Below are 22,768 nucleotides of genomic sequence, written 5' to 3' on the forward strand. Positions count from 1 at the left end.
TGGGAAAGGACTTGTTTTTAATATATGTAGGTTAATCATAAAACTTAAACGAAATTATTGGGGCTTTTCTTATATGTTTACGCGAACTGTTTCTGGTACCAGACCGGTATAATCACCTCCATTTCTAATAACATCCCTTACAATGGAAGAAGAGATATAGCTTTTACCAGAAGAGGTAAGTAAAAATACGGTTTCAATTTCCGATAGTTTGCGGTTGGTATGGGCAATAGCCTTTTCAAATTCAAAATCAGCTGGATTGCGTAGCCCCCTTAAAATAAATTGGGCGTTTATTTTTTTACAGAATTCAACAGTTAACCCTTCGTAAGTCATTACTTTTATTTTAGGTTCATCTTTAAACGCATCTTCAATAAACTTCTTGCGTTGTTCCAGGGAGAACATATATTTTTTTTCGGCATTTATACCAATAGCAATTACCAATTCGTCGAAAAGGGTAATGCCACGGGAAATAATATCATAATGCCCTAAAGTAATCGGGTCGAAGGACCCCGGAAAAATAGCTCTTCGCATCTTGCTTTTGTTTACAAAGGATTTGATTATAGCGTTGTAAATATAGCAAAATTGATTTTGGAAACACTTTAAAGTTACTCAATACTGTTTTTTGAAAGGATTCCATAACTTTTTCATTTTTGTCTTGACACAAAAACGAAACAAAAAAGTCAAGACTGATTTAAAAAGTATAAAAAAATCTACGGAAACATCCACCACAGATAAAAAGAACTCGCTATGCTCAAACAGCTTTTTATCTTTAGTCCCACGCTGCTTCCTTGATTTTCAATACTTTTTAAAGAGGTCGGCTTTTATTTATGTTCAAAACTTTTATCACAAACTTATATATCGCGAATTTTTAAAAGGCTAAAAGCGTACTGATTACTTCAAAGCTTCTTCGATAGCATTGTCAAACAAATCGTTTAAGGAAATTCCTGCTTTGGCGGCTTGTTGCGGTAATATACTTTCTGTCGTCATTCCAGGAATGGTGTTTACTTCCAAAAGATGTGGTTCTCCGTTTACAAAAATGTATTCGCTACGGCTAAAACCTTTCATTTTTAGTGTGGTATATACTTTTTTGGCTACCTCTGTAACCTTGGTTTCCATTTCTTTACTAAGGCGTGCAGGTGTTATTTCCTGTGATTTTCCTTGGTATTTGGCTTCGTAATCAAAGAAATCATTTTCAGTAACTATTTCTGTAATAGGTAGTACAGTAACTTCTCCTTTGTAAGTAATTACACCTACGGAAACTTCTGTCCCATCTAAAAACGATTCAATGATTATTTCATCATCTTCTTTAAAGGAAGTTTCAATAGCAGCCGCCAAATTCTCTTTGGTATGAACCTTGGAAATTCCAAAGCTAGAACCGGCCTTATTGGCTTTCACAAAACAGGGCAGTCCTACTTTTTCTATAATTTCATATTCATTAATTTCTTGTCCCTTGTTGATATAATAGGAAGAAGCGCATTTTATTCCAAAGGGCTTTAAGGCTGCTAAACAATCCCGTTTGTTAAATGTTAATCCAGCTTGGTACATAGGGCAGGAAGTATGCGGAATCCCCAATAATTCCAAATACCCCTGCAAATAACCGTCTTCCCCGGGAGTACCGTGAATGGCGTTAAAAACACAGTCGAATGCAACCGTTTTTCCATTGACTTCAATAGTGAAATTTCCTTTATTGATAGGCTTTTCTGTACCGTCTTCGGTAACATATACCCATTTATCTTTTAGAATATGGATTCGGTATACATTATACTTTTCCGCATCTAAATGTTGGCAGACTACTTCCCCGCTTTTAAGGGAGATTTTGTATTCAGAGGAATATCCTCCCATCACCACGCCTATATTTTTTTTCATCTTAAATATTATAAAAAGGGATTTTACGTTATTCAAAAGTATTAATTAATTGATTTAAACAAAGCAGAAAAATCATTTTGAGCTTTAATCTTATGTCACCTAAAATTAGGTGGTAGGATTTTATATCTTTGCTGAATAATAAAGAACCATGAATTTTATAAAATTTATCACCAGTAAGACTTTTTTAAAGCAATTAGGTTTAGCCGTTGTTGCTATTATTGTTTTAGTGATTGTTGTACTTCAATACTTAAAAATAACCACCAATCACGGAGAATTTGTTATGGTACCCGACCTTTCCAAAAAGTCATTACGGGAAGTGGAAGAAATTGTGGAAAAAGCAGATTTAAATTATGTGGTGCTCGATTCTACAAATTACAATCCTGATTACCCAAGGTTTTCGGTGATAGAGCAAAATCCAAAGGCCAACAAAGAAGTAAAAGAAGGAAGAAAAATATACTTAACCATTAACCCTTCGGGCTATAGAAAGGTGAGTGTTCCCAATGTAATTCAAGTTACCAAAAGAAATGCTGAGTCTATGTTAAAGGCCGTGGGTCTTAATGTGGGCAAAGTTTCTTACATCAACGAAATTGGTAAGGATATGGTGTACTACGTGCGCTATGAAGGCGAGAATATTTTGCCTGGTCACCAGCTGCCAAAAACTACGGAAGTAGAATTGGTTTGTGGAAATGGGAACGATGCTGAAGTAGTGGTAGAGTAATTGTAGTAGAAAAATGGCGGAAGATATACAAGACGATTTTAATCAAGACGACGAACTTTACGAGCATTATAGTTTTAAAGCCGGAAAGGGTCAGGAGCCCTTGCGAGTGGATAAGTTTTTAATGAACTTTATTGAAAATGCTACGCGGAATAAAATTCAGCAAGCTGCCAAAAACGGTAATATATACGTGAATGGAAAAGCTGTAAAATCCAATCATAAGGTAAAAGCAAATGATGAGGTAAAGGTATTGTTTGAGCATCCTCCACATGAATATTTACTAACGCCGGAAAATATCCCACTGGATATTGTTTACGAAGATGAAACCTTGTTGGTTATCAACAAGCCGGCCGGAATGGTGGTGCACCCAGGACATGGCAACTACTCTGGAACACTTATAAATGCATTAATTTACCATTTTGAAAATCTTCCATTGAACAGCAATGAACGTCCTGGTTTAGTCCATAGAATTGATAAAGATACCAGCGGATTGCTAGTTGTTGCCAAAACGGATGAGGCTTTGGCACATCTTTCGAAACAATTTTTCAATAAAACGAGTGAACGCGAATATCTAGCACTAGTTTGGGGGAATATAGAAGATGAAGAAGGCAGGGTAGAGGGACACATTGCCCGCCACCCCAAAAACCGTTTGCAAATGACCGTTTTCCCAGAAGGCGACCACGGAAAAGATGCGGTAACCCATTTTAAAGTGGTGGAACGTTTTGGGTATGTTACCCTAGTTTCCTGTAAATTGGAAACGGGGAGAACGCACCAAATTCGTGTGCATATGAAATATATTGGTCATACCCTATTTAACGATGAGCGCTACGGAGGGGATAAAATTTTAAAAGGAACTTCCTTTACTAAATACCGCCAGTTTGTGGAAAACTGTTTTAAGGCGCTCCCAAGACAAGCACTACACGCCAAAACATTAGGTTTTGAACATCCCGTTTCGGGAGAATTCCTGCGTTTTGATTCTGAAATTCCTGAAGATATGGAGTCGTGCCTAGAAAAATGGAGAAACTACGCCAAGCATCAAGAATTTAGTGAAGAATAGATTTTCCCGATTTACCCATAGAAAAGAAGAAAATGTTTAGGTTTTACAAATAATGCCTTAGTTGTATATTTATAGCTGGAACACATTTGAATGAAAATCGGGACTGATATTAAAAATTGGAAAGAATTTTTGGAAAGAAAGTTTTCTGACAATGCAATTTTCAAGATTGAAGACAAAACATATGACTTGTCAAATGGAGTCTATACGATAACGGCCAAAGGAAGCGAAACCAAAATAAATTTTATTTGGCCTGATAAGGATTGGCTTGCTATTGAAGATATACAATTTTACAACTCCAAAGTAAACAGTTGGTCTGGAGAATTATTGGGCGGAAATAATCCAAAACTAGGGAAGTTCAATAAAGAAAATGTTGATTTTGTGAGTCAGATCCTTGAAATACCCTTAAAAAAAGGCTGGACAAGTACTGATTATTATTTGTTTGGTAAAAATTTTAAATCGATTTCTAGGGAAGGGATGAAACCAAATCATGGCAAAAGAATATGGATTGATTACAATTTCGGTTGTATCGGAACAATATTATTTCCATTTACAATTATTATTGATTTTGTAATAGATAAGGGTGTAATGGGAGACAAAAAAATAACTGTTGTAAAACCAATGACAGAATAAAACCAACTTCATAGTAATTTATTCCAATTTAGAGTAAAGTATTAAAATATAACTATAACATCAATGCATCCCGTTTCTGGGGAATTCCTGCGTTTTGATTCTGAAATTCCAGATGATATGGAGTCATGCCTTGAAAAATGGAGAAACTACGCTAAGCATCAGGAATTTAGTGAAGAATAGATTTTCCCGATTTACCCATAGAAAAGAAGAAAATGTTTAGGTTTTACAAATAATGCCATAGTTGTATATTTACATTTGGAAAAGAGAGTAATTAAAAAAATATACAATTGAAAATAGTAGTATCTCCCGCAAAATCGTTGGATTTTGAAAGCGAATTGCCCACAGAAAAATATACGGAACCTAAATTTCTAGCTGAAGCTGAAAAGTTAAATGGCGTGCTTCAAAAAAAATCGCCCAAAAAGCTTTCGGATTTAATGAGCATTTCTGAAAAGTTGGCTGATTTGAACTGGCAACGCAATCAAGATTTTACAACGCCTTTTACACCGGATAATGCCCGTCCCGCTATCTATGCTTTTAATGGTGATGTGTACACTGGATTGGATGCGTATACGCTTCCTAAGGAAAAAATAGATTTACTGCAAGAACGATTACGTATTTTAAGCGGATTGTATGGCGTATTGAAACCGTTGGATTTAATGCAGCCTTATCGCTTGGAAATGGGCACAAAATTACCAATTGGCAAGAATAAGGATTTATACGATTTCTGGAAAAAGAAAGTTACCACTGCTTTGAATGAGGAGCTGAAAGAAAATGAACTTTTTTTAAATTTGGCAAGTAACGAATATTTTGGCGCCGTAGACGAAAAGGCTTTAAAAGTTCCTGTAATTACACCTGTTTTTAAAGATTGGAAAAACGACAAACTCAAAATCATTAGCTTTTATGCTAAAAAAGCCCGAGGTTCTATGGTGCGTTACATTATAGATAAAAATGCCAAAACGCTGGATGACCTAAAGGGATTTGATTACGACGGCTATTCATTTAGTGAAGAACACACCAAAAAGAAAAATGAGTTGGTGTTTGTAAGATAAGAACTAAAAATCCCAAAGGTGTTCAAGCCCTTTGGGATTTTTTTATTTTTTGGTATCCACGCTCACTTTTTCTTCAATGGGTGTACGTTTTTTAATTTTTCTTCTTCGGCGTTTGCCGTAGCTCCCTCTATTAATTTTTCCTCTTTTCGATTTTTGATCTCCTTTTCCCATAATTCAATTTCATTTTTTGTTACTTCATAAAGTTACTTATTTTGCCAACAGAAATCAAGTCTATGTTTTTGCACCAACATCCATACAAACCTTTTATTCCGAGGGACGCTACTAAATTGATTATAGGGACGTTGCCACCACCGAGGTTTACAATAGGAGAATTTAAACCCGGAGACGTAGATTTCTGCTATGGAAGTAGGGACGGCTATTTATGGCAGATTATAGATCGAATGTTTAATTTGAATCTAGATTTTGAAACTACTACACATGCTGTTCAGCAACGAAAAGATTTCCTGAAGAGTTATAAAATCGGTATTTGTGATATTGTGGAATCTGCGGAAAGAGCTAACATCGATGCTTCTGATTTGGGAATGCATAATATAGTTTGTAGGGATATTATTCATCAATTAAATGAAAACCCATCGATCGAAACGATATTGTTCATGGGCGGAAACAGTAAAAACGGACCTGAATATTTATTCAGAAAACAACTAAAAATCAAACAAATAAAGCTATCAGTAGTTTCTTCTGAAGTTCCCCGGCAGCATGAGTTTCAATTAAACGGGCGAAATATCCAAACGGTTTCTTTAACGTCCCCATCGGGAGCCGCTAATCGGGCAGTGGGAGCTATTTCTGAATACAAAGAATTAAAAAAGAAGCACCCAAACTTCAATACAATTGACTTTAGAGTGCTTCAGTATAAAACTTATTTCAAGTAATTTAAATACTTGTTGTAGTATTTAGGAGAAATAAAATCCTATTTCTTATTCTGTTGATCCTTTATGGTTTTTTCATCAATATCAAATTTATTGGTATCGATATTTCTGTTACCAGTAGGATTAGTAGGATTGTTTTGTTCTTCTTTTCTTTTCCACTTTTTATCTTTGATAGTACTCATAATATTCTTTTTTTTGATTCTACTCTAATATACAAACCAGTTGTTGGAAACTCTATTAAAGCAATGGTAAAATCTTGTTAATGGTTTAACAATTAAGGTTTTAGTTCGCTTTTTATAATAAAAAAAGGTCGCTCAAAATAATTGAACGACCTTTAAATAGTTATAGCCTTTATGGCAGTCTTTTAAATATTTTTGTTTACACCATTAAATTTAGGGTAACATCAATATTATCTTGAGTAGCTCTTGAATAAGGGCAAATTTCATGCGCAGAATTGATTAGTTCCTCACCAGTTTCTTCATCAACTCCAGGAAGAGTTATGTCCAATACTACTTCCAAAAGAAAACCACCCAGTTCGGGATGTTCTCCTATTTTTACGGTAGCTTTTACATCGAAATCATCACTAAGGTCTACCTTTTGTTCTTTAGCTACATGCTGAAGCGCACTACCAAAACAAGCCGAATAGCCTGCTGCAAAAAGTTGTTCTGGGTTGGTGAACTTTCCACCTTTTCCGCCCAGTTCCTTTGGAAGTTCGAGTTTCATATCAATAACGCCATCTTCACTTTTTACGTGTCCTGCTCTTCCTCCAGTTGTTGTAGCGCTCGCTTTGTATACTGCTTTCATTTTATGTTTTTTTATGGTTTAATCCCTAAGATACTTTTATTAACAGGAAAAATCATAATTTTAGTTATTAAATTTGTTTTAAAATTTAGTCATTTGTCCCACAAAGAATCACATAAAAATACATCAGAGAAGAAGGAAGGTGCTCGCCAAAAGGGAAACACCAACCGAGATGCTATTGCTAAATTTAAGGCGAAAAGAAACGTAAACACTTCCGCAGAAAATATAGCGGAAGCTATTCTAAAAGGGGATACGGTTGCGCTTAGTAAAGCCATCACCTTGATAGAAAGCACAAATCCAATTCATACTGAAAAAGCCAATAAAATTCTATCACTTTGTCTTCCCTACGCCAATGATTCTATTAGAATTGGGATAACCGGGGTGCCAGGAGTTGGGAAAAGTACTTTTATTGAATCATTAGGGAATTACGTTGCCGAGAAGAATAATAAACTTGCAGTGTTGGCAGTAGACCCAAGTAGTTCACTGAGCAGGGGAAGTATTTTGGGCGATAAAACCCGAATGGAGCAATTGGTGAATCATCCTCACGTTTATATTCGTCCGTCTGCGGCTGGAACATCGCTGGGAGGCGTTGCGAGAAAAACCCGGGAGAGTATTGTTTTATGTGAAGCATGCGGATTTAAAACCATATTCGTGGAAACTGTTGGAGTAGGGCAAAGCGAAACGGCCGTGCACAGTATGGTAGATTTCTTTTTACTGCTGAAATTGGCTGGTGCCGGTGATGAGCTTCAAGGAATAAAAAGAGGAATTATTGAACTGGCAGATGCCATTGTAATCAACAAAGCGGACGGTGATAACGTTAAAAATGCAGAGAAAGCTAAAACACAATTTAAAAAGGCTTTGCATTTATACCCACCAAAACAAAATGGATGGGAGCCTAAAGTATTACTTGCTTCCGCACTTGAACAAAGAGGTATAGAAAAAACATGGAAACTCATTGAAAACTATATTTCTGAAGTAAAAGCAACCAATCATTTTTCTGCAAAGAGAATACAGCAAAATAAATTTTGGCTCCATCAGACCATTGAAGACCTATTAAAATCGAATTTCTACCAAAACGAAAAAGTCCAGTCAGCTATTGACGAACAAATCGCAGCGATCGAGCGAAATGAGACTACTCCTTTTGCCGCTGCCCAGTACTTGTTTACATTACAGTAACTTTATATTGATAATTGCTTTAAATGACTACCTTTGTCGGGATTTTTAATTAAAAGGTGACGGCTGTCATGTTTTAAAATAAAATAAACCCTCAACAGCAATTATTAAATGAATTACGAATTCACCATTATCGTACCTGTTTATAATGAAGAAGAAAGTTTGGAACGGGTAGAGAAGGAACTTACTGATTATATTTCAGTTGCCACAAAGGTAACCAAGGTGCTTTTTGTGAATGATGGCTCCACAGATGATAGTCAGCAACTTATTGAAAAAATCTGTGGGCGCTCTCCACATTTTACATTTATTTCATTTTACGAGAATTGCGGATTAAGCGCTGCCATAAAAGCAGGTTTTGACTATGTTGATACTCCATTGGTGGGATATATTGATGCAGATTTACAAACCTCACCCCAAGACTTCAACCTTTTATTAAAGCACATTGAGCATTACGATTTGGTTACAGGGGTGCGGTCGCAGAGAAAAGATTCATTTGTAAAAAATATGTCTTCTACAATTGCCAATGGAATCCGGAGGGCGTTCACGCATGATGGGATGGACGATACAGGTTGCCCGTTAAAAGTTATTAAATCCGAATATGCCAAACGCATACCTATGTTCAATGGATTACATCGCTTTTTACCTGCTATGATTTTACTGCAGAAAGGGAAAATAATACAAATACCCGTTCAGCATTTTCCACGGATGGAAGGAACTGCAAAATTTGGTTTTTGGAACCGTTTAATCGGTCCGCTCCAAGATTGCTTCGCCTATCTATGGATGAAAAAAAAGTATATAAACTATTCCATAATCAAAAAAGGATAAATGTCGCATTGGCTTGTTTATGCAGTTGGATTTTTAGCACAGTTGCTCTTCTCTGGCCGACTTATTTTTCAATGGTTAGCTTCAGAAAAAGCAAAAAAGGTGGAAACACCTTCTTTGTTCTGGGTGTTAAGCTTATTGGCTTCTTTTCTTTTGTTTGTTTATGGCTGGCTAAGGGATGATTTTGCCATTATGTTGGGGCAAACACTAACCTATTTCATTTATATAAGAAATTTGCAGCTACAGGGGCAATGGCAGAAGTCGCCTTTGGCCTTGCGCACTTTTCTATTGATTTTCCCATTGCTAATTATTGTTTACGGTTATAACAACAATGTTTACGACATGGAAGATTTTTTCAGAAATGAGAAAATTCCATTTTGGTTACTGGTTTTGGGAATTGTAGCCCAGTTACTCTTCACATTTCGATTTATTTATCAATGGATGTATTCAGAAAAGCATAAGAAATCCTCGCTTCCAGCAGGCTTTTGGATATTGAGTTTGCTGGGGGCATTATCAATTTTAAGTTATGCCGTTTTCAGACAAGATCCTGTTTTGCTGGTAGGTCATTCTTTGGGGACTGTTATTTACATTAGAAACTTATTGATATTAAGAAAACAACATGATTGAAGCCATAGAGAGAAATCCCGTTAAAACAATCCTGTTCGTCTGCGCAGCTATTTTTTTGGCTCACTTAGACGTGATTTACGTTAATATTATGGAAGCCAGAAACTTTGTAGCTGCCCGCGAGATGGTTACTCAAGGAAACTGGTTGCTTACCACAATGAATGATTTTCCACGTTATGAAAAACCACCGTTGCCAACATGGTTAACTGCTATTTCTGGTGCTATATTTGGAATTCATAATTTATTTGCATTAAGACTTCCTGCGGCTCTAATGGCCATTTTATTGGTGTTTTTCCTTTATAAATCGGTAAAACTTTTACTTGATAATGAAAAAGTAAGTCTGTATGCCGCTTTAGTATTATCCACGTCATTTTATATCGTTTTTTCTGGAAGAAATGGGCAATGGGACATATTCACACATAGTTTTATGGTTGTGAGCATTTATTTCTTGCTGAAAATGATAAAGCAGAATGAACAAAAGTGGATGAATGCTATATTGGCCGGGTTATTTTTTGGCTGCTCCTTTTTAAGTAAAGGTCCAGTTTCTCTTTATGTATTGTGGCTTCCTTTTTTAATCGCTTTTGGAGTCGCTTATCGCAATGAATTTAAAAAGAAGCATATATTACCCTTTGTTGCTCATGTTGTTATTGGCTTAATAATTGGTGTTTCCTGGTTTGTGTATGTTCGTTACGCCGACCCTAAATCGTTTCTGGACATCGCTTCTGAAGAAGCAGGGAATTGGACGAGTTATAATGTGCGTCCGTTCTACTATTATTGGAGTTTCTTTACGCAAAGCGGAATATGGACGATCCCAGCATTCGTGGGATTACTTTATCCATATCTTAAAAATAAAGTATTCAATAAAAAAAGCTATTTGTTTTCTTTTGTATGGACAATAGCTGCAGTTGTTTTGCTTTCCGTTATACCAGAGAAAAAATCGAGGTACCTTATGCCTGTGTTAATCCCATTGGCATTAAATACTTCTTTTTATATTGAATACGTAATACGCTGTTTTGCAGATTTTAAGAAGACTGAAAAATTTCCGGTTTATTTTAACTTCGGATTAATAGGTCTTATCGGAATAGCCTTTCCAATCATTGGGTTCTTCTTTCTTAATGAAAAATTGCACGGGTTTTATTTGGTGTTTATATGTTCAAGCATCGCATTGTTTTCGTTGGGTGCAGCCATTTTTTATTTCCTTCTGAAGAAAAAAATAAAGCATGTTTTCTATCTAACCTGTTTTTTTATAGTTTCCATCTTACTAATTGGATTTCCGCTTGCTAAATCGTTTAATAGCAATACAAGTTTTAATAATATAGATACACTTCAAACCAATTTCCCGTTGTATTCCATTGGGGAACCGGCTCCGGAGATGATATGGCACCTAGGCTATGCTGCTCCAGAAATAATGCGTGGCGAACAAATAGAAATTCCAATGGAGAATGAGTTTGGAATTTTGGTGACTACAGCAAACAAAGAGAAAATTAAACGTATCTTTGCGGATAATTATTCTCTGACTTTTAAAGAGACTTTCGATATTAATTATACTGCAAGTCCAGGAGAAAGTGCTTACAAAGACCGACTCGTAAGCCATTATTACATAGTAAAAAAGATAAATTGATGATGTCGTTTAACAAAACAGAAAAATTAGGATACGCTTTTTTAGTCGTTATTTTTATATACAGTTTATACATCGGTTTTACCAACCCTGATTATTTTAATAACACTTTTGCCGCGGAAGATAACACCGTAGAGTCGGCTACTGCATTTATGCTTTTGTGTATTTCATTATTGTGTTTGTACCGTTTCTTCGCCCAAGGAAAAGGTAAGTCTGCTACTTGGAAACTGGGAGTGTTTATGTTTGCACTGCTTTTCTTTTTTGGAGCCGGTGAAGAAATCTCTTGGGGTCAGCGTATTTTCGGGATTGAATCCAGCGAGTATTTTGTTCAAAATAATGCCCAAAAAGAAACTAATCTACACAATTTGGTAGTGGGAGGTAAAAAGATTAATAAAATTATCTTCAGTCAGCTTCTCATGCTAACCATGGTAGTTTATCTACTTTTGGTTCCAATACTTTATAGGAAAAAGCAATGGGTTAAAAGATTAATGGATCGGTTTGCTGTGCCTGTGGTTAAATGGCACCAAACGATTGCTTTTATAGCATCCACTATTATTGTTGCTATTATTCCGCCGGATAGAAAGTGGGAAGTGTATGAATTCGCTTTTGGTGTAATTTTCTTCCTGATATTTCTTTATCCGCTAAATCTTCATATTTTCAGCAGAGACTAAAAATCGTGGCGTAAAATTACCTTCGGCCACCGCCATAAACTCCAATACTCATGCTAGGGACCACTCTCGGTCCGTGAGAGCCCCAAACAACATCTACGCCTGCACTACTGGCAATGTGCGCATTGGCACAAGAAGTTAAAGAGTAAATGGAAACTATAACAAAGATACTAGCTAATATTTTTATAAGGTTTTTCATGTTTTATGGTTTTAGTTATTTGCGAAATTTTCAAAACACAAAGTAGCTCCCAAGGGATCCTGAAAAACAACAATGTTTCCGTTTCGCACTTCCGGGGTGGGTTTTAAATACACATGGGCATCCGTTTGCTGCAATAAGTTGTAAGCACCGTCAATATCGGTTATTTTCACGTAAGGTACCCATTGCGGATTTGCACCTGTCAATGGATTCGTCATTAAGCCGGCCACTTTTTTGTCCCCATTTTTAAAAATCCAATAAGGTTTTCCGTCGTCTTCTGTTTCAGTTACAGTTAAATTTAATGTCGTTGTATAAAATTTTTCGCTTATGGAAGGATCACTGGACCATAATTCTTGCCAAATCCATTTTCCTTCTTTATTTTCCAGTAAACTCATTTTAGGTTGCATGGTTTCAATAAAAGAAAGTTTTTCGCCCAACGGACCTTCAACAATAACTTGCTCTCCTACGCTTTGGTTAATCTTGAATTTGTCAATAATCACACGCCCGCCGTTAGCAACAAAATCGCTAATAGAAGCGTCTATATTATCGGTTTGAACGGAGGCAATCCAAGCACTGGAATCTGCCTTTTTAATTTCAATCATACTGCCGATAGGCTGACCATTGTTGGAAATAATAGCCAATTTTTGACCTTTAACGACGAAATCTTGAAAAGTCCATTTGCAAAGCTTTGCATAAAACTTTTTGGAAGATGAAATGTCAGGGGTGACTAAATTATACCAAACGACACCGCCATAGTCTTGAAGATTATTAAATAATGGGGATTTTGAATTTACATTAGAAAGCCCAATTTGAACTACCAATAGAAAAGCAAAGAACCCAAGAATTGATTTTTTCATATAGCCTTAATTTTAAATGACTTACAGTAAAGTTAATTAAAAAAAATAAGTATTTGTAATCACTTTCTCAAGAAGTTGCCGTGGCAAATTATTCATTTTGTGACTCTTCCGGTAGACTGGTGAATTCTTTAATGGCATCATTCGGAGGAATAATGTTGTAGCCTTTCCAAAACTCGGGATTGTAATTAGGTAAATAAACTGGCATCACGTCGGCTTCAGGTGTAAAAGCTTCATAATCTTCTTTATTAATAGTTTCGTTTTCAAAAACCACCAATTCAAATTTTTCAATATTCTGTATCGTAAGATCTACATGTGTAGAAACTTCATTCTGTTTCCTTCTTCCCTTAACGTTCTTATTCTTTTCAATGATTTTAAACGGACGATCGAACCCAACTTTCTGACCTTTGGTTTCCTCTTGATATTTTAAAACATATTTATCGCGGTTGTTTTTTGTGTATAAGAAAATTCCTTTTTGTAAATATTCATAATATGAAACTCCGAAAAGATTGAATTTCTTTACAGGTTTAACATTTTCATATTCCAACCGGATAACGGCAAAATCGTAAGCGTTCACATACATAACTCCTTTATAATCTGGACCTCCGGAAGGACGAAAGATTATCTTGTAAACTAAATCTTCCTGCAGGTAAAGTAGCCCGTCCAATTCAAAATCGTATTTTCTGGATTTATGGATAAAGTTTAAATCAGAATCCTCATATAAAAAGTTGTCCTTCAGCAAAGAATTTAATTGGCCTGCTCTGTAGCTTAAGAAGTTTTTCTTTCTTTCTTCTTCTTTTTTCATTCGCTGTTCTGCCAAAGTATCCAAGGCTTCATCTTCAAAAAGAGAAGAATCGATTTCCGATTTTGTACCAATAATTCCCGACTTAATTTTAAAATACGAATCACGTTTAACGTGCTTCCGCATGATTTTTTGCAGTTTATCTTCAATGGCAGAAAAAGAAAGTTGATTGTTTTTGTCGTACAGCTCCGATGCTTTTTTTATGTCCAATTTTACGGTTTGTTCATCTTCCTTCACCCGTCCATAAAAATCTGCCAATATTTCCGTGTAATATGAGGTGTTTTGGGGGATGGTTTGCAGGATACTATCTGTAAACGCTTGATTTATTTCTGGGATGGTACTTTCTTTTATTTTAATGTGATTGTCTAAAATCGTGGTATGGTCGGCACTTCGGTAGAAAATCTTTTGTTTTATAAAGTCCTGGTCGTAATTCTTTTCCAAGCTGTCTTCTACTTTCTCAATAATTTCATCCACTGTGTAGTTTTTATTGAGCAGGACAACTTCATCCAGTTCAATATCTTTTGTTTGTAAGCGAATGAGTTCTTGATTGAAATCTTGCGCGGCAAACTTTTTTTCTTCATATCCGAGACAGCTTATCAAAAGCGAATCCGACGCTGTAACTTCCGAAGAAATATGCAAAGAAAATTCACCGGATTCAGAACTAATAACGCCGCTTTTGTCGTTAACGGAAATTGTAGCAAAGGGAATAGGCTCGTTGGTGGTGGAATCTATAATTTTTGCTGAAATAGTTGTTTGTGAAAAAATGGTTCCCGTAAAAATGAAGAGGGATAGAATTGAAAGGTATAGATGCTTCATTTAGATTTTTTTGTTAAAATAAACGATTCAAAACTAATTTGATAACAATTTATAGTTTCATTAAATGACTTTTATTATTTTTTAACATTGCAAGCTCATAAAGTCTTGATGTTACATCTGTCCTAACTTCTTCTTCCTTTGTGATGAAGCATTCAAAAAACCAAAAATATTTACCCTTTAGAAAGTTATTCCTTAACTTCGTATCCGCAAAATTTTAGATAATTAAAAAATCTACGATATGAGTAAATATGACGTAATCGTTTTAGGGAGCGGACCCGGTGGATATGTAACCGCTATTCGTGCCTCGCAGCTTGGTTTAAAAACGGCTGTGGTAGAAAAGGAAAACCTTGGAGGTGTATGTTTAAATTGGGGTTGTATTCCAACGAAGGCACTGTTAAAATCGGCCCAAGTATTTGAATATTTGAAGCATGCAGACGATTACGGGATAAAGGTAAGTGAAGTAGATAAAGATTTTGAAGCCGTTGTTAAAAGAAGCCGCGGTGTGGCGGAAGGAATGAGCAAAGGCGTTCAGTTTTTAATGAAGAAAAACAAAATTGATGTTATTGAAGGTTTTGGGAAGCTAAAATCAGGCAAGAAAATCGATGTAAAAGATAAAGACGGTAAAACTACCGAATACAGCGCCGACCACATTATTATTGCAACTGGTGCGCGTTCCCGTGAATTGCCAAGTTTGCCGCAAGACGGTAAAAAGGTAATTGGTTACCGCGAGGCAATGACTTTGCCAGAGCAGCCTAAGAAAATGATTGTTGTTGGGAGTGGAGCTATTGGTATTGAGTTTGCTTATTTTTATAACTCAATGGGTACGGAAGTTACCGTGGTAGAATTCTTGCCAAATATTGTTCCTGTTGAAGATGAGGAAGTTTCTAAGCAATTGGAACGCAGCTTCAAAAAATCTGGAGTGAAAATTAAAACATCTGCAGAAGTAACTAAAGTAGATACCTCTGGAAAAGGCGTTAAGGCCACTATTAAAACCAAAAAAGGCGAAGAAGTTTTAGAAGCAGACATCGTTCTTTCTGCGGTAGGGATTAAAACGAACATCGAGAACATTGGTTTGGAAGATGTAGGAATTGCAACCGACCGTGATAAAATCTTGGTAAACGATTATTACCAAACCAACATTCCTGGATATTATGCAATTGGAGACGTAACTCCTGGACAGGCTTTGGCACACGTTGCTTCTGCGGAAGGAATTCTGTGCGTTGAAAAAATTGCTGGAATGCATGTAGAAGCGTTGGATTACGGTAATATTCCAGGTTGTACATATTGCAGTCCTGAAGTTGCTTCTGTTGGTTTAACCGAAAAGCAGGCAAAAGAAAAAGGATACGATATCAAAGTAGGTAAATTCCCGTTCTCTGCAAGTGGTAAAGCAAAAGCTTCTGGAAATTCTGATGGTTTTGTAAAAGTTATTTTTGATGCTAAATACGGCGAATGGCTAGGCTGCCATATGATTGGTGCAGGTGTAACCGATATGATTGCAGAAGCGGTGGTTGCTAGAAAACTAGAAACTACTGGACACGAAGTGCTTAAAGCAGTTCACCCGCACCCAACAATGAGTGAAGCAGTAATGGAAGCCGTTGCTGCCGCTTATGATGAGGTGATACATATTTAAAAAACTTCTTTTTTAAAGATATGAAAGCAGGATGTTCTAGACAGATTATCCTGCTTTTTGTTTTTCTGAAAAGAGGCTCTGAGGTTTAAAAAAAAAGATTACCATATGGTAGATATTTAAATTTTAGCATGACAGCCTATTTTTTTTAAGCTAGCAAATCGCAATACCAAAAGGAAGTATCCCATGTAACTGTATCCTTATCCTGAAAACAGGAATCTTCTTCACTTTTTGAAGGGGAATACGACTTTAATACTTTTTCCCCAATCTCATAATTTACGGGATTCTTAAAGATTGGACCGTCGAACACAAAGGTGTGGAACTCTCCGTTTTCACCGCAAGGGTCTACATTTTCAGGTAAATCTTCCAAAAACTGATGGTCTAAAACCCTTCCCACAAAGGTTTCATCTAAAAGCTTGGCATTTACACTCACTGTAATTGCCTTAAAACCCAGAGCCAAAAACTCTTTCAACAATTCTTTGGTGTCCAATTTCCATAATGGAAATATTGGTTCGACACCAACTTCATGTAATTTCGACTCACGGTATGTTTTTAAATCTTCCAAAAAAATATCCCCAAAAACGGTATGGGTAAAGCCTTTTTGCTTTAATTCGTTCATGGCATTTTTCATAACCTTGTCATAGGTTTTCATTGATACATCCCCTGATAGCTCAATTGTTTTAAGCGGAATTCCAATGCTTTCGGCTTGTTTGTATAATAAATCGTTTCTCAAACCATGCATAGAAACCCGATTAAGGTCCGAATTTACAGTAGTTACCAAAAGGTCTATATTAAAAGCTGACTGTTGCAGTATTTTATACAAAGCCAAAGCACTGTCTTTTCCAGTGCTCCAGTTGAAATATGTTTTATTGGGCATGTTGATTTTCGTTTACTTTAAATTGAAAAATGAGTAGATGTCTCTGCGAAGGAGGAACGACTGCGGCAGTCACCTAACAGGGAATAACTATTTTAACGGGGGATTACCACACTTCACTGTGAAGACGATTACATAAAACTCTCCACCGCCAAATCGTAGCTTTGCATGCCAAACCCTAGGATAACTCCTTTAGCGTTTGGGGAAATATAAGATTGATGTCTAAATGCTTCCCTTCCAAAGGTGTTGGAAATATGAACCTCAACAACAGGGGTTGAAATACCTTTTATTGCATCTCCAATGCCAACGGACGTATGTGTATAAGCCCCAGCATTTAAAATAATACCATCGTAATCGAACCCTTTTTCATGAAGTTTGTTTATAATTTCCCCTTCCACGTTAGATTGGTAATATTCAATAGAAACATTTTTAAATTTCTGCTGAAGTTTTTCAAGATAATCTTCAAAGGTTTGGGAGCCGTAAATTTCAGGTTCACGTTTTCCGAGAAGGTTTAAGTTAGGTCCGTTAATGATAATTAGCTTCATAAAGTGTTATTTTCAGTAAAAGTAAAAAATAAAGCATAAAAAAAGAGGCTGAGGCCTCTTTTGTCTTTGTGTATAGCGGTATTTTTAAAAGTACAATGAGAAACCTACATTCAAGGAAATTCCGGCCTGATTGTCTGCATCATCGTTAAGGTCTAAATCGTAACGGAGTCCGGGTTCTATGGCTACATTATTGGCAACAAACCAAGCATAACCTCCTTGTAAGCCTAAAAATAGCGGACTATAATCGTCGCCAAAACTTCCGTTAAAGTCAGCTTGAACAGGGAATTTAGATGAAATATAATATTTAGCACCCATTTTGTAGGAAAAACGGCCATCGCTTTGCTTGCTATCTCCATAACCTAATCCTAATTTAAGAGCCAAATCATTCATTACGAAGTATCCTCCTTCAAAACCTATATTCCAAGTAGAATTGTCATCTTCTGAATACAGACTAATAGAAGTGTTTGAGCGATGAGCGGCACCAAAATTTGTATTGGCTTCAATTAGAAAACTGCCTTTTGCTAATGCAGAATTGCTAGTTTGGGAATTAGCACTGAAGATGATAGCAAAAAGTAAAATAATTGTAATAAGAATTTTGTTCATTGTATCGATTATTATAAAGTTAATAGCCCTAATTTACATAGTAAATAAATGCTATCTGTTAAGGATGTGTTAAAATTAAAATTTGGTATAAAAAAAGCGAGAGCTGTTAAACTCTCGCTTTTCAATATATTCTATCTATTTTCTAGAAGAAGAATCCAGCACCTACTTGCCAAACACCGTTCTTTTGTTCAATATTCAAATCGTCGCCATCATCAACTATGTTGGAAAGTCCTAAATTATATCTTCCTGTCAGAAAAAGCCCACTTGTAAATTCATAAGAGACACCAAAATTTAGACCGAAGTCAAGATCTTTATAGAAATCATCAGGATCTACTTCTAAAGAAGCTCCATCCCCTTCTGCTTCCCATTCTTTAGATACTAAAACACCGACCTGTGGTCCTGCTTCTAAACTAAATCCATCAGCAACAAAGAATTTTGCCATTAAAGGAAAGTTTATGTATCCTAACTTGGCTTTAATATTATCATTTCCACCAAAATCTCCTTCACTACCTTGAGATGAGTAAAGTATTTCAGGTTGGAAGGCAAATTTTTCAGAAAACTTGAATTCTGCAAGTCCACCTACAAAAAAAGAGGTTCTTACTTCAGCGTCATCGGTATCGTCACCGATAAAATTCGCGAAGTTAAATCCCCCTTTTGCACCCAATCTAATGTCCTGTGCATTTGTAGAAAATGAAAATGCTACCAAGGCAATTATGGCAATAAAATAATTTTTCATATTTGATATTTTTTAAGATTTGTTCCGCTAAACTACAGATAAAGACTACAAACGTATGTTATCGCTTTGTTAAAAGGTTGTCAAATTTTTCTAAAACACTTCGGATTATTTCTATTAATTTTACCCACATGAAGTGGAGCCAAGCCTTAAAAGATTATGAGAGTTACCTTAAGATAGAACGCGGACTATCTAAAAATTCGGTAACTAATTATTGTTTGGATATCCATAAATTAATTTCATTTTTGGAACTTCACCAAATAACAATTTCCCCCGTAGAAATTTCTTCGGAAGTCCTTCAGGATTTTATTTACGAAAGCGCAAAATCCATAAATCCACGATCTCAAGCACGCTTAATTTCCGGATTGAAGAGTTTTTTTAATTACCTTATTTTTGAAGACTACAGAAATGACAACCCCACAGAACTTATTGAGTCGCCAAAAATAGGGAGGAAACTACCCGATACGCTCAGTGTAGAAGAAATTGACAGGCTCATTGCCACTATAGACTTGAGCAAACCAGAAGGAGAAAGAAATAGAACAATGCTGGAAACCATGTACAGTTGCGGACTGAGGGTTTCTGAATTGGTCAATCTAAAAATTTCTGATATTTTTTTTGAGGAAGGTTTTATAAAGGTTAGTGGAAAAGGGGATAAGCAGCGTTTTGTACCTATTGCTGCTGCCACCATTAAATATATTGATACTTATATTTCAGAAATAAGATCACATGTAACTATTGAAAAAGGCTTTGAAGATTTTGTGTTTTTAAACCGAAGGGGAAAAAGCCTTACCCGCGCCATGATTTTTACCATTATAAAAAATGCAACGCGCGATGCCGGAATCAAAAAAAATATTAGTCCGCATACCTTTCGGCATTCCTTTGCAACTCACTTACTACAAAATGGAGCTGATTTACGTGCCATTCAGCAAATGTTGGGGCACGAAAGTATCACTACTACAGAGGTTTATATGCATTTAAACCGAAAAGACCTAGCCAAAGTAATAGACAAACATCACCCCCGAAAAGATTTTTAACTTTTTGTTATCGTTGATTCTCTGTTTTTATTTAGAAATTTATAGTTCTTTCAGAAAAAAATAGAATCAAATACTATGAAGTTTTATACACTTAAAAACGATACAAAATTACCAGCTATTGGTTTAGGAACATGGAAATCGGATCCCGGAAAAGTAGGGGAGGCCGTAATTGAAGCCATTAAAGCGGGATACAGGCATATTGATTGTGCGGCGGTTTATGGCAACGAGGCTGAAATTGGAGAGGCTTTAAAAACAGCTTTTGCACAAGGTTTAGTAAAAAGGGAAGACCTTTGGGTTACTTCTAAACTTTGGAACAACGCCCATGAAAGCGACAAAGTGATTCCAGCTTTACAAAAAACACTTACCGATTTACAATTGGATTATCTAGACCTTTACCTCATCCATTGGCCTGTGGCTTTTAAAGCAGATGTAGATTTTCCCTCGAAGGCAGACGAATTTTTATCATTGGAAGAAGTACCGATTATCGAGACTTGGAAAAAAATGGAAGAAGCTCATGAAAACGGATTGGTAAGAAGTATTGGAGTTTCCAATTTCAGCATTGAAAAATTAAAGGATCTTTTGGTTGATGCCAATTTACAACCGGAAGTTAATCAGGTAGAATTGCACCCATTATTGCAGCAAGATGATCTTTTAGAATTTTGCGATAATAATTCCATCATCTTAACAGGATATTCACCACTGGGTTCAGGAGACCGTTCACAGCGGTTAAAGAAAGAGGATGAACCAAACATGTTAGAGAATGAAGTGGTTACAAAAATCGCGAAAAATCACGATTGTACTCCGGCACAAGTGCTCATTGCATGGCATATAAGTCGAGGTACCGCCGTGATACCAAAGTCCACCAACCCGAAACGAATCAAGGAGAACATAGAAAGCTACGAAGTGGAACTTACCGATAAGGAGTTGGCGGAACTTAAAACTCTCGATGAGCATTACAGATATGTGGACGGAAAATTCTTCGAAATGGAAGGCAGTCCTTACCACAATATTTACGATGAATAGCATTCAATAGATTGAAAGATTATTTATAGCAGGCTTTTTAAGTCTGCTATATTTTTTTACCCCTCAGAGTAGTCGGTTTTAAGCATTTAATAAATATTGTATTTTTATAAGCTTAAGACCAACTATTATGTATCACCATTACTTACTAACTCGAACAAGAAATGTGTTTCTTGTATTTTCGTTGTTAACCATATTTTCTTGCAACGCTCAAAATAGTATTCAATTAACCGAGAAAGATATAATTCCCGTTCCTAAATCGGTTATTTCTTCGGAGGACGGGTTTTCGTTTAGCGAGAATAGTGCCGTTTTGTACAACGATGAATCTTTGGAATTTTCCGTGGAGTTTTTCAAGAATGAAGTTCGAAACAATACCGGACTAGCAATTTCTTCTGAAATAAATTCTGATACTGCTTCAGAAGGAATTCATTTTCAACTGATAGATGCTATAAAGGGAGAAGCCTATCGCTTAACCATCAAAAAGGAACGAATACTTTTAGAAGCGGGTACTTCTGAAGGTATTTTTAGAGGCGTTCAAACGTTACTTCAATTAATTCCGAAGAAAAAACAAGACACTTCAATTTTAAATTCATGGTCGTTGCCAGCGTTAATCATAAATGATTTCCCAGAATATGCCTACCGAGGGAGTATGTTGGATGTTTCCCGCCATTTTTTCACGGTAGAACAGGTGAAAAAATACATTGACTATTTGGCTGCGTATAAGTTTAACTATTTTCACATTCATCTAACGGACGATCAGGGGTGGCGAATTGAAATAAAGTCATGGCCGAAGCTTACAGAAATAGGTGCCCGCACAGAAGTTGACGGTGGGGAAGGCGGTTTTTATACTCAAGAAGATTACAGAGAAATTGTGAAATATGCCCGAGAAAGATTTATTACCGTTGTGCCAGAAATAGATATGCCAGGCCACACCAATGCTGCCTTGACATCCTATCCAGAATTGAATTGCGATGGAAAAGCTCCTGAATTATACACGGGAACAAAAGTAGGCTTTAGTTCGTTTTGTATAGAGAAAGAGGTTACTTACACTTTTGTAGAGGATGTTATTCGTGAGCTGGCTGCCATTACTCCAGGCCCTTACATCCACATTGGCGGTGACGAGTCCCTTTCAACAGAAGAAGAAGATTATATTTCGTTTATAGCTAGAGTACAAGATATTGTTTATGAAAATGGAAAAACACCGATTGGTTGGGATGAAATTCAGCATGCCCCGTTAAAGTCCGAAACGCTGGTGCAATTCTGGGGAAAAGAGAAAAATGCCATTGAAGCAGTAAAGAAAGGAGCAAAATTAATTATGTCTCCTTCAACAAAAGCTTATATGGATATGAAGTATGACTCCCTAACTAAACTCGGGCTTAATTGGGCGGGATACATAGACGTAGAAACTGGTTACAACTGGAATCCCGACGAAATTTTGACAGGTGTAACCCGAAAGGATATTCTAGGAGTGGAAGCGCCTTTATGGACAGAAACTATTGAGGACATGGCCGCTATTGAATACATGGTTTTTCCTCGGCTAATGGGCTATGCAGAAATAGGCTGGTCTGCAAAAAAAGACCGAAACTGGGAAGCCTACAAAAAAAGATTAAAAAAACACCTCGAAATTCTAGATGTTAGAGGGGTTAATTTCTATAATTCGGAAGAGGTTTTAGATGAAAAATGACACAAAAACACGCAAAAGAGATCTTAAATTTATCTTTTTCTTAATACGTTTCAATAACTTAAAACTTTAAATT

At 36.2% G+C, this 22,768-nt stretch carries 26 protein-coding genes; 14 read left to right on the forward strand and 12 right to left on the reverse strand.

The genetic code is table 11. The features are described 5' to 3' along the window. Positions 1-69: 69 nt before the first annotated feature. Both coaD and NDQ75_RS15565 read right to left on the reverse strand, forming a co-directional pair. Positions 70-528 carry a pantetheine-phosphate adenylyltransferase gene (gene coaD, locus NDQ75_RS15560; RefSeq protein WP_202029723.1) on the reverse strand — a complete coding sequence of 153 codons (459 nt, stop codon included), beginning with the start codon at positions 526-528 and terminating at the stop codon, positions 70-72. A gap of 360 nt (positions 529-888) precedes the next feature. Beyond that, the gene (locus NDQ75_RS15565) at positions 889-1,863 is read right to left on the reverse strand and encodes a D-alanine--D-alanine ligase (RefSeq protein WP_202029724.1); all 975 of its coding nucleotides are present in this window, start codon (positions 1,861-1,863) and stop codon (positions 889-891) included. A 148-nt stretch (positions 1,864-2,011) separates the two neighbouring features. On the opposite strand from NDQ75_RS15565, the gene NDQ75_RS15570 reads away from it, so the two are divergent. From NDQ75_RS15570 to yaaA, 4 genes are all read left to right on the forward strand, one after another. Then, on the forward strand, positions 2,012-2,581 hold the full coding sequence (locus NDQ75_RS15570; protein WP_202029725.1) for a PASTA domain-containing protein: 570 nt from the start codon (positions 2,012-2,014) through the stop codon (positions 2,579-2,581). Between the two features lie 13 nt (positions 2,582-2,594). Next, positions 2,595-3,635 carry an RluA family pseudouridine synthase gene (locus NDQ75_RS15575; protein ID WP_202029726.1) on the forward strand — a complete coding sequence of 347 codons (1,041 nt, stop codon included), beginning with the start codon at positions 2,595-2,597 and terminating at the stop codon, positions 3,633-3,635. Positions 3,636-3,725: 90 nt separating this feature from the next. Continuing rightward, positions 3,726-4,265, forward strand: a complete 540-nt coding sequence (locus tag NDQ75_RS15580) for a hypothetical protein (RefSeq protein ID WP_202029727.1) — start codon at positions 3,726-3,728, stop codon at positions 4,263-4,265. A gap of 287 nt (positions 4,266-4,552) precedes the next feature. Continuing rightward, positions 4,553-5,314 (forward strand): peroxide stress protein YaaA, encoded by a 762-nt coding sequence (gene yaaA, locus NDQ75_RS15590; protein WP_202029728.1) that lies wholly within the window; start codon positions 4,553-4,555, stop codon positions 5,312-5,314. A 42-nt stretch (positions 5,315-5,356) separates the two neighbouring features. On the opposite strand, the gene NDQ75_RS15595 is transcribed toward yaaA, so the two are convergent. Then, the gene (locus NDQ75_RS15595) at positions 5,357-5,485 is read right to left on the reverse strand and encodes a 30S ribosomal protein THX (protein WP_202029729.1); all 129 of its coding nucleotides are present in this window, start codon (positions 5,483-5,485) and stop codon (positions 5,357-5,359) included. Between the two features lie 62 nt (positions 5,486-5,547). Between NDQ75_RS15595 and NDQ75_RS15600 the strand changes: the two genes are divergently transcribed. Continuing rightward, complete coding sequence (locus NDQ75_RS15600; RefSeq protein ID WP_202029781.1) at positions 5,548-6,204, forward strand: uracil-DNA glycosylase family protein; 657 nt, start codon at positions 5,548-5,550, stop codon at positions 6,202-6,204. 38 nt (positions 6,205-6,242) lie between these two features. Here NDQ75_RS15600 and NDQ75_RS15605 read toward each other — a convergent pair whose 3' ends face one another. Together NDQ75_RS15605 and NDQ75_RS15610 are read right to left on the reverse strand one after the other, a co-directional pair. Beyond that, positions 6,243-6,383, reverse strand: a complete 141-nt coding sequence (locus NDQ75_RS15605) for a hypothetical protein (RefSeq protein ID WP_202029730.1) — start codon at positions 6,381-6,383, stop codon at positions 6,243-6,245. A gap of 196 nt (positions 6,384-6,579) precedes the next feature. Continuing rightward, positions 6,580-7,005: an organic hydroperoxide resistance protein gene (locus NDQ75_RS15610; RefSeq protein ID WP_202029731.1), complete on the reverse strand. Its 426-nt coding sequence runs from the start codon at positions 7,003-7,005 to the stop codon at positions 6,580-6,582. A gap of 93 nt (positions 7,006-7,098) precedes the next feature. Between NDQ75_RS15610 and meaB the strand changes: the two genes are divergently transcribed. The 5 genes from meaB (at position 7,099) to NDQ75_RS15635 (ending at position 11,910) form a co-directional block, all read left to right on the forward strand. Next, positions 7,099-8,178 (forward strand): methylmalonyl Co-A mutase-associated GTPase MeaB, encoded by a 1,080-nt coding sequence (gene meaB / locus NDQ75_RS15615; RefSeq protein WP_242513729.1) that lies wholly within the window; start codon positions 7,099-7,101, stop codon positions 8,176-8,178. Positions 8,179-8,286: 108 nt separating this feature from the next. Next, positions 8,287-9,000, forward strand: coding sequence for a glycosyltransferase family 2 protein (locus NDQ75_RS15620; RefSeq protein ID WP_202029733.1), 714 nt, complete (start codon positions 8,287-8,289; stop codon positions 8,998-9,000). Next, on the forward strand, positions 9,001-9,624 hold the full coding sequence (locus NDQ75_RS15625) for a lipid-A-disaccharide synthase N-terminal domain-containing protein (RefSeq protein WP_202029734.1): 624 nt from the start codon (positions 9,001-9,003) through the stop codon (positions 9,622-9,624). Continuing rightward, a complete protein-coding gene (locus NDQ75_RS15630) occupies positions 9,617-11,242 on the forward strand; it encodes an ArnT family glycosyltransferase (protein WP_202029735.1) in 1,626 nt (541 codons plus the stop codon). Before NDQ75_RS15625 ends, NDQ75_RS15630 begins: the two co-directional genes overlap by 8 nt. Beyond that, positions 11,242-11,910 (forward strand): hypothetical protein, encoded by a 669-nt coding sequence (locus NDQ75_RS15635; protein WP_242513730.1) that lies wholly within the window; start codon positions 11,242-11,244, stop codon positions 11,908-11,910. The genes NDQ75_RS15630 and NDQ75_RS15635 overlap by 1 nt, the downstream gene beginning before the upstream one ends. Before the next feature lie 16 nt (positions 11,911-11,926). Here the strand turns inward: NDQ75_RS15635 and NDQ75_RS15640 are convergent, their stop codons facing one another. From NDQ75_RS15640 to NDQ75_RS15650, 3 genes are all read right to left on the reverse strand, one after another. Then, positions 11,927-12,106, reverse strand: coding sequence for a hypothetical protein (locus NDQ75_RS15640; protein ID WP_202029736.1), 180 nt, complete (start codon positions 12,104-12,106; stop codon positions 11,927-11,929). 11 nt (positions 12,107-12,117) lie between these two features. Beyond that, entirely contained in the window at positions 12,118-12,960 is an 843-nt protein-coding gene (locus NDQ75_RS15645; protein WP_202029737.1) for a VOC family protein, read from the reverse strand. Between the two features lie 88 nt (positions 12,961-13,048). Continuing rightward, on the reverse strand, positions 13,049-14,575 hold the full coding sequence (locus NDQ75_RS15650) for a carboxypeptidase-like regulatory domain-containing protein (RefSeq protein WP_202029738.1): 1,527 nt from the start codon (positions 14,573-14,575) through the stop codon (positions 13,049-13,051). A gap of 238 nt (positions 14,576-14,813) precedes the next feature. Here NDQ75_RS15650 and lpdA point away from each other — a divergent pair, with 238 nt between their 5' ends. Beyond that, on the forward strand, positions 14,814-16,205 hold the full coding sequence (gene lpdA / locus NDQ75_RS15655; protein WP_202029739.1) for a dihydrolipoyl dehydrogenase: 1,392 nt from the start codon (positions 14,814-14,816) through the stop codon (positions 16,203-16,205). Between the two features lie 145 nt (positions 16,206-16,350). Here lpdA and NDQ75_RS15660 read toward each other — a convergent pair whose 3' ends face one another. The 4 genes from NDQ75_RS15660 to NDQ75_RS15675 all read right to left on the reverse strand — a co-directional run bounded on the left by NDQ75_RS15660 (position 16,351) and on the right by NDQ75_RS15675 (position 18,960). Then, on the reverse strand, positions 16,351-17,079 hold the full coding sequence (locus tag NDQ75_RS15660; RefSeq protein ID WP_202029740.1) for a Dph6-related ATP pyrophosphatase: 729 nt from the start codon (positions 17,077-17,079) through the stop codon (positions 16,351-16,353). A gap of 128 nt (positions 17,080-17,207) precedes the next feature. After that, positions 17,208-17,621 (reverse strand): type II 3-dehydroquinate dehydratase, encoded by a 414-nt coding sequence (gene aroQ, locus NDQ75_RS15665; protein WP_202029741.1) that lies wholly within the window; start codon positions 17,619-17,621, stop codon positions 17,208-17,210. 84 nt (positions 17,622-17,705) lie between these two features. Further along, positions 17,706-18,224, reverse strand: coding sequence for a hypothetical protein (locus NDQ75_RS15670; protein WP_202029742.1), 519 nt, complete (start codon positions 18,222-18,224; stop codon positions 17,706-17,708). Between the two features lie 142 nt (positions 18,225-18,366). Beyond that, positions 18,367-18,960, reverse strand: a complete 594-nt coding sequence (locus NDQ75_RS15675; protein ID WP_202029743.1) for a porin family protein — start codon at positions 18,958-18,960, stop codon at positions 18,367-18,369. 128 nt (positions 18,961-19,088) lie between these two features. On the opposite strand from NDQ75_RS15675, the gene xerD reads away from it, so the two are divergent. The 3 genes from xerD (at position 19,089) to NDQ75_RS15690 (ending at position 22,695) form a co-directional block, all read left to right on the forward strand. After that, positions 19,089-19,991, forward strand: coding sequence for a site-specific tyrosine recombinase XerD (gene xerD, locus NDQ75_RS15680; RefSeq protein ID WP_202029744.1), 903 nt, complete (start codon positions 19,089-19,091; stop codon positions 19,989-19,991). Positions 19,992-20,066: 75 nt separating this feature from the next. Further along, positions 20,067-21,014, forward strand: a complete 948-nt coding sequence (locus NDQ75_RS15685; RefSeq protein ID WP_202029745.1) for an aldo/keto reductase — start codon at positions 20,067-20,069, stop codon at positions 21,012-21,014. Positions 21,015-21,141: 127 nt separating this feature from the next. Then, positions 21,142-22,695 (forward strand): beta-N-acetylhexosaminidase, encoded by a 1,554-nt coding sequence (locus NDQ75_RS15690; protein WP_202029746.1) that lies wholly within the window; start codon positions 21,142-21,144, stop codon positions 22,693-22,695. The last annotated feature ends 73 nt before the right edge of the window (positions 22,696-22,768 follow it).

This window comes from Galbibacter mesophilus (genome assembly GCF_023721415.1).
In the GTDB taxonomy this organism is placed as follows: domain Bacteria; phylum Bacteroidota; class Bacteroidia; order Flavobacteriales; family Flavobacteriaceae; genus Galbibacter; species Galbibacter mesophilus.

What these genes read in the sequence shown, in the direction of transcription:
- NDQ75_RS15670 (WP_202029742.1), bottom strand. Translation starts at nt 18,224, where the DNA reads ATGAACAAAATTCTTATTACAATTATTTTACTTTTTGCTATCATCTTC.
- NDQ75_RS15565 (WP_202029724.1), bottom strand. Translation starts at nt 1,863, where the DNA reads ATGAAAAAAAATATAGGCGTGGTGATGGGAGGATATTCCTCTGAATAC.
- NDQ75_RS15580 (WP_202029727.1), top strand. Translation starts at nt 3,726, where the DNA reads ATGAAAATCGGGACTGATATTAAAAATTGGAAAGAATTTTTGGAAAGA.
- NDQ75_RS15630 (WP_202029735.1), top strand. Translation starts at nt 9,617, where the DNA reads ATGATTGAAGCCATAGAGAGAAATCCCGTTAAAACAATCCTGTTCGTC.
- NDQ75_RS15690 (WP_202029746.1), top strand. Translation starts at nt 21,142, where the DNA reads ATGTATCACCATTACTTACTAACTCGAACAAGAAATGTGTTTCTTGTA.
- NDQ75_RS15640 (WP_202029736.1), bottom strand. Translation starts at nt 12,106, where the DNA reads ATGAAAAACCTTATAAAAATATTAGCTAGTATCTTTGTTATAGTTTCC.
- NDQ75_RS15645 (WP_202029737.1), bottom strand. Translation starts at nt 12,960, where the DNA reads ATGAAAAAATCAATTCTTGGGTTCTTTGCTTTTCTATTGGTAGTTCAA.
- NDQ75_RS15600 (WP_202029781.1), top strand. Translation starts at nt 5,548, where the DNA reads ATGTTTTTGCACCAACATCCATACAAACCTTTTATTCCGAGGGACGCT.
- NDQ75_RS15610 (WP_202029731.1), bottom strand. Translation starts at nt 7,005, where the DNA reads ATGAAAGCAGTATACAAAGCGAGCGCTACAACAACTGGAGGAAGAGCA.
- NDQ75_RS15650 (WP_202029738.1), bottom strand. Translation starts at nt 14,575, where the DNA reads ATGAAGCATCTATACCTTTCAATTCTATCCCTCTTCATTTTTACGGGA.
- coaD (WP_202029723.1), bottom strand. Translation starts at nt 528, where the DNA reads ATGCGAAGAGCTATTTTTCCGGGGTCCTTCGACCCGATTACTTTAGGG.
- NDQ75_RS15605 (WP_202029730.1), bottom strand. Translation starts at nt 6,383, where the DNA reads ATGAGTACTATCAAAGATAAAAAGTGGAAAAGAAAAGAAGAACAAAAC.
- NDQ75_RS15625 (WP_202029734.1), top strand. Translation starts at nt 9,001, where the DNA reads ATGTCGCATTGGCTTGTTTATGCAGTTGGATTTTTAGCACAGTTGCTC.
- NDQ75_RS15635 (WP_242513730.1), top strand. Translation starts at nt 11,242, where the DNA reads ATGATGTCGTTTAACAAAACAGAAAAATTAGGATACGCTTTTTTAGTC.
- NDQ75_RS15570 (WP_202029725.1), top strand. Translation starts at nt 2,012, where the DNA reads ATGAATTTTATAAAATTTATCACCAGTAAGACTTTTTTAAAGCAATTA.
- NDQ75_RS15595 (WP_202029729.1), bottom strand. Translation starts at nt 5,485, where the DNA reads ATGGGAAAAGGAGATCAAAAATCGAAAAGAGGAAAAATTAATAGAGGG.
- aroQ (WP_202029741.1), bottom strand. Translation starts at nt 17,621, where the DNA reads ATGAAGCTAATTATCATTAACGGACCTAACTTAAACCTTCTCGGAAAA.
- NDQ75_RS15575 (WP_202029726.1), top strand. Translation starts at nt 2,595, where the DNA reads ATGGCGGAAGATATACAAGACGATTTTAATCAAGACGACGAACTTTAC.
- xerD (WP_202029744.1), top strand. Translation starts at nt 19,089, where the DNA reads ATGAAGTGGAGCCAAGCCTTAAAAGATTATGAGAGTTACCTTAAGATA.
- NDQ75_RS15620 (WP_202029733.1), top strand. Translation starts at nt 8,287, where the DNA reads ATGAATTACGAATTCACCATTATCGTACCTGTTTATAATGAAGAAGAA.
- NDQ75_RS15685 (WP_202029745.1), top strand. Translation starts at nt 20,067, where the DNA reads ATGAAGTTTTATACACTTAAAAACGATACAAAATTACCAGCTATTGGT.
- NDQ75_RS15675 (WP_202029743.1), bottom strand. Translation starts at nt 18,960, where the DNA reads ATGAAAAATTATTTTATTGCCATAATTGCCTTGGTAGCATTTTCATTT.
- lpdA (WP_202029739.1), top strand. Translation starts at nt 14,814, where the DNA reads ATGAGTAAATATGACGTAATCGTTTTAGGGAGCGGACCCGGTGGATAT.
- NDQ75_RS15660 (WP_202029740.1), bottom strand. Translation starts at nt 17,079, where the DNA reads ATGCCCAATAAAACATATTTCAACTGGAGCACTGGAAAAGACAGTGCT.